Genomic DNA, 8901 nt, shown 5'->3' with positions numbered 1-8901 from the left:
GTATACGCGACCGGGAGGGGGCCGTGTAAGTGCTGGTACGCGCGCGGATGAGCCTCGGGGCGGACGGCGCGGCGCTGGTGTTGCGGCTGGGGGGGCGGGCCTTTGGGCACCGCCCACGAGGCGAGGACACCGTCGCGTTCGAGTCGCACGTCCCAGTGCAACCGGCGGGCGTGGTGTTCCTGGACGACGAAGCGGTCACCGGGGCCGGGTTCGGGTGCGGTGGCAGGCACCGGTTCGGGGGTGCGCTCCGGATCGCGCATGCTGCGGTACTTGGTCAGTGCGTCGGGACCGCTCGGCAGCGGCGGGTCGAGTTCGGCCAGCCGGTCGCCGTCGGCCTGCCAGCGGGCGAGGACCTCGTCGAAATGCAACTGGCGCAACGATTCAGCGTCCTCGATCTCAGCCCAGCTGCGCGGCGCGGCGGCATTGGGCTCGGTGCGACCGCGCAGCGAGTACGGGGCGATGGTGGTCTTGGCCGCGTTGTTCTGGCTCCAGTCCAGGAAGACCTTGCCGGCACGGGCCGACTTCGCCATCGTCGCCGTCACCAGATCCGGGTGCAGCTGTTCGAGATTGGCGGCCACCTGCTTGGCGACGGTGGACGCGCCGCGCGAGCTCACAGTCCGGTCCAGCGGCACGTAGACGTGAATTCCCTTGCTGCCGCTGGTCACCGGAAAGGCCTGCATACCGATGCCCGCGACCATGTCGCGCACGGCCAGCGCGACCCGCGCGCATTCGGCCAGTCCCGCACCGGGGCCGGGGTCGAGATCGAAGACGATCCTGGTCGCCGGGCCGCGCTGATCACCGTCGAATCGCCATTGCGGCACATGGACTTCCAGCGCCGCCTGCTGGCCGAGCCAGGCCATGCCCGCCTCGGAATCGATCAGCGGGTAGACCACCTTGCGGCTGGAATGCTCGATCGCGCGACGCTGGATCCACGCCGGCGCGTGCTCGGGCAGGTTCTTCTCGAAGAAATCGGGACGATCGACCCCGTTGGGCCACCGCTTCCTGGTGACCGGCCGCCCGGCGACGTGGGGCAGCATGGCCGCGGCGATCGCCGAATAGTAGGCGATCACTTCGCCTTTGGTCGTCCCGGTCGCCGGGTACAGCACCTTGTCGAGGTTGCTGAGCTCAACCTCGATGCCGGGCTCACCCGGCGGACCCCGGAACTCCCGGCGGACCATCGACGCGGTTCGGCGGCGGGGACCGAAGTGACCCGGCCCCCGCGCACCGAATCAGGCCTGCGGCCCCGGATCGGTCGGCGCGGTGCCGCCGGGAGTTGTGCCGGGAGCGCCGCCAGGGGTGGTGCCGGGCGTGGTGCCGGGGTCGGTCTTCGGCGGGGTGGTGCCGGATGTGGGGCCCTGACCGGTGCCGGGCTGCGGCGGAACGACCTTCTTGGCCGCGTCCTTGCCCTTCTCGATCTTGTCGCTGTACTTGTGGCCGGTCTTCTCATCGATGAACGTACCGGCCTTGTCGACCGCTTCGTTGATCTTGTCGGCGTTCTGCTCGACCGCCTCCTTGCCCTTACCGAGCAAGCCCTTCAAGGTGTCCGCGAGACTCATCTGACGATGTTCCTTTCCCGTGAGGGTTCACTCCACATCCTCCCACCACGAAACCCGTGGTGGGAGGTCATTCGGAACCACCCGCTCGCCCGGCTTGGGCACTACGGTGCGGGTACCCGCTTCGGCCGCGGCGGACACCAGCCGGTGCACCGGCTCCGACCATCCGTGGAAGGCGAGATTGAAAGTGGCCCAGTGGATCGGCACCAGCAGGCCGTAGCCCGCGTCGCCAAGGCACAGGTCGGCGTGCGCGCGCACCGCCTCCTCGGGATTCATGTGCACGTCGGTCCAGCGCTCGTCGTAGGCGCCGATCGGCAGCAGCGTCAGATCGAACGGGCCGAGGACGGCGCCCGCCTGCGCGAAGGCCTTCGTGTAGCCGGTGTCGCCGCCGAAATAGACCCGCTTGGTCGGCCCGGCCAGTGCCCAGGACGCCCACAGCGTGGTGTTGCGGACCAGGCCGCGGCCGGAGAAATGCCTGGCCTCGGCGCAGGTGATGGTGAGTCCGCGGTCGTCGGCGTCGTGGCCGAGCGAGACCGAGCCGCCCCAGTCGAGCTCGATGATCCGGTCCTCGGGCACACCCCAGTGCCGCAGGTGCGCGCCGATGCCGGTCGGCACGACGAACGGCGCGAGCTGCGCGCGGACCAGTTCGTCGATGGTCGCCTTGTCGAGGTGGTCGTAGTGATCGTGGGAGATGATCACCGCGTCGACGGCGGGCAGCGACGACAATTCGCCGGGCACCGGATGCAGGCGGGCCGGTCCGACCAGCGGGGACGGCGAGACGCGCTCGCTCCACACCGGGTCGGCCAGCACGCGGTAGCCGTCGAGTTCGACGAGCGCGCTCGCGTGCCCGTACCAGGTCACCGCCAGCGGCGCGGCCTCCGCGGGCACCGCGGGGGTGACCAGCGGCACCGGGCGCGACGGCCTGCCGACCCTGCCCTTGGTGAGTCCGGACCACAGCAGCGACGGCGCGGCGCCGGCCGCGAGCATGCTGCTCGGCTCGGTGTTGTGGAAGCGGCCGTCCCGGAACGACGACTTGCCGAGCGCGACCGGCTCGATGGCCGCCGGTCCGGCGCCGATGGCCGTGGGCAGACCCCACACCGCACGCGCCACCCAGGCGAGCCCTAGCGTGCTCGCCACCGATCCCGCAACACGTGCGAGCCCCATCAGCGGCCCACGAACTTCGCTGGGCGCTTCTCCTGCCGGGCCATGCGACCCTCCTTCGCGTCGTCGCTGGTCCACGCCGCTTCCAGCGCGGCCCGCTGCTGGGCGCTTGCCGGTTCGCGGGTGCCGTCGTCGTTGAGCATGAGCTTCATCGCCCGCAGCGAGAGCGGGGCGAGCGCGGCGATCGACTTCGCCCAGTCCTGCGCGTCGGCGAGGGTGCCGAGCTTGTTGGCGAAGCCGAAGGCGTAGGCATCGGTGGCCGTGACCGGGTCGGCCGCGAGCAGGATGGTGCGGGCCGGGCCGCCGCCGATCAGCGAGACCAGCCGCGAGACCGTCCAGCGGTCGACCGAGATGCCCAGTTTGGCGGCCGGGACCGCGATGTAGGCGTCGGGCTCGAGCACCCGCAGGTCCGAGGCCAGCGCCAGCTGCACGCCGGCGCCGAGCGCGCCGCCGTTGATCGCCGAGATCACCGGGACCGGCAGGGCTTCGATGGTATGCAGCATGTCGAGCAGGCCGGACAGGAACGTCTCGGAGTACACGCCGGACAGGTCGGCGCCCGCGCTGAAGATCGGGCCGCGGCCGGTGAGCACGATGACCCGCGCACCCTGGTCCACCGCGTCGAGCATCGCGGCGCGCAACTGGCCGACCAGGTCCTCGTTGAGCGCGTTGCGGCGCTCCTCGCGCTGCATTTCGATGGTGATCACGTCACCATCGCGGGTCACGCCGAGCATGAATCCTCCCCAGAAGTACCGGACAGCTTTGGTGCCATAACTCTGCCACAGGCCACCGTCGACGCCCGGTAAGGCGATAGCATCGGCGGCTGTGGCGACCGACTTCGACATCGGAGGTGATCGGTGCGGGCCAGGCGGGACTCTCGGCCGGTTACCACCTGCGCCGCCGCGGTCTGGTCCCCGAACGCGACTTCCTCATCGTCGACCACGCGCCCGGTCCCGGCGGCGCCTGGCAGTTCCGCTGGCCGTCGCTGACGCTGACCACCGTGAACCGGGTGCACGATCTGCCGGGGATGTCCTTCGCCGAAACCCTGCCGCCCGGCTCGGAATCCGCACCGGCGGCCACCGCGGTGCCGCACTACTACGAACTCTACGAAAAGCGCTTCGACCTGCGGGTACGGCGGCAGGTGACGGTAAATGTCGTCTGCGATCGGACCGCTGACGGGCAGACCTGCGCCGGTCGTGGCGAGGTGCTGCAGGTCGAGACCGAGGGCGCGGGGACCCTGCGCGTGCGGGGGTTGATCAATGGCACCGGTACCTGGGAGCGCCCGTTCATTCCGGTGTATCCGGGCGCTGCCACGTTCACCGGCCGTCAGCTGCACACCCGCGATTACCGCACGGCCGCGGAGTTCGCCGGCAAACATGTGGTCATCGTCGGCGGCGGCATTTCGGCGGTGCAGTTGCTCGACGAGATCTCGCAGGTGACGTCCACCACATGGGTCACCAGGAGCGAGCCGGTCTTCCGGTCGCTGCCCTTCCGCGAGGAGGACGGGCGCGCGGCCGTTGCCGTCGTCGAGGATCGAGTGCGCCGCGGTCTGCCGCCTGGATCCGTGGTCTCGGTGACCGGGCTCCCGCTGGACGAGCGGCTGCGCGCCGCGCGTGATCGGGGCGCGCTGGCTCGGCAGCCGATGTTCGAGCGGATCGAGCCGACGGGCGTGCGCTGGGCGGACGGGCGGTTCCAGGAAGCCGATGTCATCCTGTGGGCGACCGGTTTCCGCAGCTCGCTGGACCATCTCGCGCCGTTGCGGCTGCGCGAACCCGGCGGCGGGATCACCATGACCGGTCGGCTCGCCACCCAGGTGGCGGTCGATCCCCGGATCCATCTGATCGGCTACGGGCCGTCGGCCAGCACCATCGGCGCGAACCGGGCCGGCCGGGCCGCGGCCGCCGAATTGACCGGTTGCCTGGGGATCAGTCCAGACCGAGACTGAAGGTGGCCGGGTCGCCGCCGACCCTGGTGCCCGTGTCGAGGCGGTCGATCGCCGCCATCGCCTGCGCGTCCAGTTCGAAGGAGAACACGTCGAAGTTCTCGGCGATCCGCGACGGCGTGACCGATTTCGGGATGACGATATTGCCCAGCTGCAGGTGCCATCGGATGATGACCTGCGCGGGCGTGCGGTCGAGTTCCTTGGCGAGGGTGACGATGGTCGGGTTGTCCAGCAGCGTGCCCTGACCGAGCGGGCTCCACGCCTCGGTCGCGATCGCTTGGTTGGCGTCGTAGTGGCGCAGCTCGGGCTGGGCCAGGGTGGGATGCAGTTCGATCTGGTTGACCGCCGGGGTCTCGCCCGCCTCGGTGATCAGGGTCACCAGGTCGGTCACCCGGAAGTTGGAGACGCCGATCGAGCGGATCCGGCCCTGTGCCTTGAGCGCCTGGAATGCCCGGAAAGTGTCGACGTAGCGGCCTGCCGACGGCACCGGCCAGTGGATCAGGTACAGGTCGAGATAGTCCAGGCCCAGCCGCCGCATGCTGGCGTCGAAGGCGCGCAGCGTGCTGTCGTAGCCCTGGTCGGCGTTCCACAGCTTGGTGGTCACGTAGATCTCGTCGCGGGGGATCCCCGAGGCACGGATCGCGCGGCCTACGCCTTCCTCGTTCCCGTAGACCGCGGCCGTGTCGATGCTGCGGTAGCCGACCTTCAGCGCCTCGGCCACCACGGGCGTGACGTCGTCCTCCGGCACCTGGAAGACACCGAAGCCGAGCTGCGGGATGACGTTCCCGTCGTTGAGCACGATGGTGGGAACGCGGCTGCTAGCGCTACGGAAGGTCACCTGTTCGACGGTAGAAGTGGTTCGGCGTAGCGTCAACGACGCTCCCCTGCGTGTTTCCCCGCCATGGAATCGGGGCGCAAGTCGGTAAAACCCCAACCACGCTGATCCGCGGTCGATGTGCGGAACCCGCCAGACCCTTCCGTCCGGTCACTAGCCGATCCCCGCAAGACCGATCCGGCGATACCGCGCCTGGCGCAGCGCCCGCAGGTCCGCTGTCGGCTGCGCGCGCAGGGCGGCCAGCTCGTCGGTGACCGCGAGGACCATCCTCCGGGCGAAGGCGACCGGTTCGTCGGCTGCGTCGGGGTGTTCGTCGACGATCCGGTCCACCACGCCGTCAGCCTGAAGATCCACCGCGCGGATACCTTGTGCCGCAGCGAGTTCCGGAGCATGTTCGGTGTCGCGGAAGACGATCGCGCTCGCCCCCTCCGGCGGCAATGGAGCCAGCCAGCCGTGTTCGGCGGCGAGTACCCGGTCGGCGGGCAGCAGTGCGAGCGCGCCGCCGCCGGTGCCCTGACCGAGCAGGATCGAGACGGTCGGGGTGTCCAGGGTGACCAGGTCGGCCAGGCACCGGGCGATCTCCGGGGCCAGCCCGCGTTCCTCGGCCTCCTTGGACAGGGCGGCGCCGACGGTGTCGATCACCAGCACCAGCGGCAGGCGCAGCTCGCGGGCCAGCGCCATCGCGCGCCTCGCCTCCCGCAGCGCGGCCGGTCCCATGGTGTGCTCGCCTTCCTGACCCGATCGGTCGTGACCGAAGACCACGCAGGGCTGGCCGCCGAAACGGGCGAGAGCGTGCACCACCGTGCGGTCGGACTCGCCTTGGCCGGTGCCGCTGAGCGGAACCCGCTGCGTCACGTGGCGCAGCAGGTCACGGATGCCCGGGCGGCCGGGGCGGCGGGTACTCAGTACCGAATCCCAGGCAGTCGCCGCTGGATTCGTTGCCTTGGACGGATTGCGAACGGGCGCCGCCCAACCCGGCTCGGCCGAGACCGGAAGGACGACACCGCTCGCGACGCTCAATGCCCGGTGCGCGATCCGACGGAACACCTCGACGGTGACCACACCGTCGATCACACCGTTGCGATACAGGTTCTCCGCCGTCTGCACGCCGGGCGGAAATGGCTTGCCGTACAGCGCCTCATACACACGCGGACCGAGAAACCCGATCAGCGCACCGGGCTCGGCGAAAGTGATGTGCCCCAGCGAACCCCACGACGCGAACACCCCGCCCATCGTGGGATTGCGCAGATACACCAGATAGGGATGCCCCGCGGCCTTGTGCACCGCGACCGCCCCCGCGATTTTCACCATCTGCACGAAAGCGACTGTGCCCTCCTGCATCCTGGTGCCACCCGAAGTCGGTGACGCGATGAGCGGAAGCCCGAGCTCGGTAGCCCGCTCCACCGCCGACACGATCCGCTCCGCCGCCGCGACCCCGATCGACCCGGCCAAAAACGCGAACTCACACGCGATCACGGCCACCCGGCGCCCGCGCAGCAACCCCTCCCCCGTCAGCACCGACTCATCGGTACCGGCCCGCCGCGCCGCGGCGACGAGCTCCTGGCGATACCGCGGGGCGACCGCGGGCTCGATCGGCGGCCGGTCCCAGCTCTGGAACGAATCGGGATCGAGCAGCTGCGCGATCAGGTCATTCGCGGACATGTGCACGCGCAGAGCCTAGCGGGCCGCCGCGGGCGCCGAGGGTCACGACATCGCGGCAGAACATTCGAGAATCTGACCCGAGTCGGTGGGCCGAAATCGACCCACCGGCATCACCCTCGCTCAGGCAGAATGTTGCTGTGGCCTTCCGCGATCCGACGACCCAGGAGGACCGGGCGCTGGTTCAGCGGTGGGTCATCGGCGATTTCGGCCGCCCGGGCCGCTACATGAAACTGCTGGGCCTGAATCCATTGCGCGACAGGCCCGACCGCGACCAGCTCGAGGCCGGGCTCGCCCGGGATGCCCGCGAGATCACCGACGCGGAGCTGCGCAAACTCCTGGAATTGGATTGGCGGCCACGGCTTACCGCGGCATGGCTCATCGCGCTCGACCGCCGCATCCGATTTCGGGAAGAGCTGGCCGAACTGTTGCTCGGCGACGAAGTCGTCCATGCGGGCTTCGGATACTGCTTCGCGTTCGCCCGCTTCGGGACAGCCGCGGATGCCGACATTCTGGTCGAGTACCTGAACGGGGATATTCCCGGAGTGCATCGGCACAGCCGGACACCGGCGGTGCACGCACTGCTCACTATCGACGACAGGCTGGGTACCGGGCACGCGGCACGCTTCCTCGAGGCCTTCGGGTACCGGCAGCCACCGAGTGCCGCCGAGCACCTGATCGATCCGCTTTGCGCGCTCGCCGAGCAGATCAGGGCGCAGCGGTACTGAGCGGGAACGAATGCGGGGCTGCTGCCTTCATCGCGGCAGCCCCGTCTCCGGGTCAGTAGCCCTGCATGACCTTGCGCAGTGCGTACTCGGTCAAGGAGACCAGGGCCTGCTTAGCGGGTTCGCGGCGGCGGGCGTCGATCGACATGATCGGCACGTCGGCGGGGACCGCGAGGGCCTGGCGGATGTCCTCGAGGGGGTACTTCGGTGCGTCGTCGAACTCGTTGAGCGCCACCAGGAACGGCAGACCGCGAGCCTCGAAGTAGTCGACCGCGGCGAAGCTGTCTTCCAGCCTGCGGGTGTCGACCAGCACCACGGCGCCGATGGCGCCCTTGATCAGGTCGTCCCACATGAACCAGAACCGGTACTGGCCCGGCGTACCGAACAGGTACAGGACCAGGTCGTCGGCGAGGCTGATCCGGCCGAAGTCCATCGCCACCGTGGTGGTCGACTTCATCGGAATGCCGGTCAGGTTGTCGATTCCGGTACTGGCGTTGGTCACCAACGCCTCGGTGCGCAGCGGAACGATCTCCGACACTGCACCGACCAACGTGGTCTTACCGACACCGAAGCCACCGGCGACAACGATCTTCGCCGAAGTCGGCTTGCTCGTGCGGGTGTCGACCTGCGCCGTCGAATCAAATACGCCGGAGTCCACTGAGAACCCTTTCGATCAGCTCGCGACGTTCATCGTCGCTGGAATCGTCTTTCAAAGTCGCCGAGACCCGGACATGACCGGCCTCGATGAGATCGGCCACGAGTACCCGCGCTACACCGATCGGGATACCCAATTGGGCAGCTATCTCGGCAACGGACGGCGATTGCCTGCACAACTCCACGATGGACGTTTCGAGGTTGTTCAGTTCGAACTGCCGCTCCATGGCGACCGGATGCGATGCAACGAGGGCCTCCAGCGCCAACTCGACCGCCGGCTTGGTGCGGCCGGCAGTCAAGGAGTACGGGCGGACGAGGCTGGGCTCGGCGCTCCCCATGCGGTGAGAGGCTATGTCCATACCACCAACAGGAACC

The 8901-nt window shown here is 69.3% G+C and carries 10 protein-coding genes; 2 read left to right on the top strand and 8 right to left on the bottom strand.

The features are described from left to right. The 4 genes from ligD to ACFWPJ_RS16495 all read right to left on the bottom strand — a co-directional run. A partial coding sequence (gene ligD, locus ACFWPJ_RS16510; protein WP_378852153.1) for a non-homologous end-joining DNA ligase occupies positions 1-1178 on the bottom strand: 1178 nt, incomplete at its 3' end. Between the two features lie 51 nt (positions 1179-1229). Continuing rightward, positions 1230-1556 (bottom strand): antitoxin, encoded by a 327-nt coding sequence (locus ACFWPJ_RS16505; protein WP_378852151.1) that lies wholly within the window; start codon positions 1554-1556, stop codon positions 1230-1232. 27 nt (positions 1557-1583) lie between these two features. Then, positions 1584-2717: an MBL fold metallo-hydrolase gene (locus tag ACFWPJ_RS16500; protein WP_378852149.1), complete on the bottom strand. Its 1134-nt coding sequence runs from the start codon at positions 2715-2717 to the stop codon at positions 1584-1586. After that, entirely contained in the window at positions 2717-3445 is a 729-nt protein-coding gene (locus tag ACFWPJ_RS16495) for an enoyl-CoA hydratase (RefSeq protein ID WP_189030269.1), read from the bottom strand. Before ACFWPJ_RS16495 ends, ACFWPJ_RS16500 begins: the two co-directional genes overlap by 1 nt. Before the next feature lie 116 nt (positions 3446-3561). On the opposite strand from ACFWPJ_RS16495, the gene ACFWPJ_RS16490 reads away from it, so the two are divergent. Next, positions 3562-4656: an NAD(P)-binding domain-containing protein gene (locus ACFWPJ_RS16490; RefSeq protein WP_378852147.1), complete on the top strand. Its 1095-nt coding sequence runs from the start codon at positions 3562-3564 to the stop codon at positions 4654-4656. On the opposite strand, the gene ACFWPJ_RS16485 is transcribed toward ACFWPJ_RS16490, so the two are convergent. Beyond that, positions 4637-5491: an aldo/keto reductase gene (locus ACFWPJ_RS16485; protein ID WP_378852145.1), complete on the bottom strand. Its 855-nt coding sequence runs from the start codon at positions 5489-5491 to the stop codon at positions 4637-4639. The genes ACFWPJ_RS16490 and ACFWPJ_RS16485 overlap by 20 nt on opposite strands. Before the next feature lie 150 nt (positions 5492-5641). Continuing rightward, positions 5642-7150, bottom strand: coding sequence for a carboxyl transferase domain-containing protein (locus tag ACFWPJ_RS16480; protein WP_378852157.1), 1509 nt, complete (start codon positions 7148-7150; stop codon positions 5642-5644). 137 nt (positions 7151-7287) lie between these two features. Here ACFWPJ_RS16480 and ACFWPJ_RS16475 point away from each other — a divergent pair, with 137 nt between their 5' ends. Then, positions 7288-7875: a DUF6000 family protein gene (locus tag ACFWPJ_RS16475; RefSeq protein WP_378852143.1), complete on the top strand. Its 588-nt coding sequence runs from the start codon at positions 7288-7290 to the stop codon at positions 7873-7875. Between the two features lie 52 nt (positions 7876-7927). Here the strand turns inward: ACFWPJ_RS16475 and ACFWPJ_RS16470 are convergent, their stop codons facing one another. Further along, the gene (locus ACFWPJ_RS16470) at positions 7928-8530 is read right to left on the bottom strand and encodes an ATP/GTP-binding protein (protein ID WP_378852141.1); all 603 of its coding nucleotides are present in this window, start codon (positions 8528-8530) and stop codon (positions 7928-7930) included. Next, positions 8511-8885: a DUF742 domain-containing protein gene (locus ACFWPJ_RS16465; protein ID WP_378852155.1), complete on the bottom strand. Its 375-nt coding sequence runs from the start codon at positions 8883-8885 to the stop codon at positions 8511-8513. Before ACFWPJ_RS16465 ends, ACFWPJ_RS16470 begins: the two co-directional genes overlap by 20 nt. Positions 8886-8901: the final 16 nt, after the last annotated feature.

Source organism: Nocardia sp. NPDC058497 (assembly GCF_042720195.1).
In the GTDB taxonomy this organism is placed as follows: domain Bacteria; phylum Actinomycetota; class Actinomycetes; order Mycobacteriales; family Mycobacteriaceae; genus Nocardia.
Note: the sequence above shows the minus strand (reverse complement) of the source record. Positions and strands in the feature narration are given on the sequence as shown.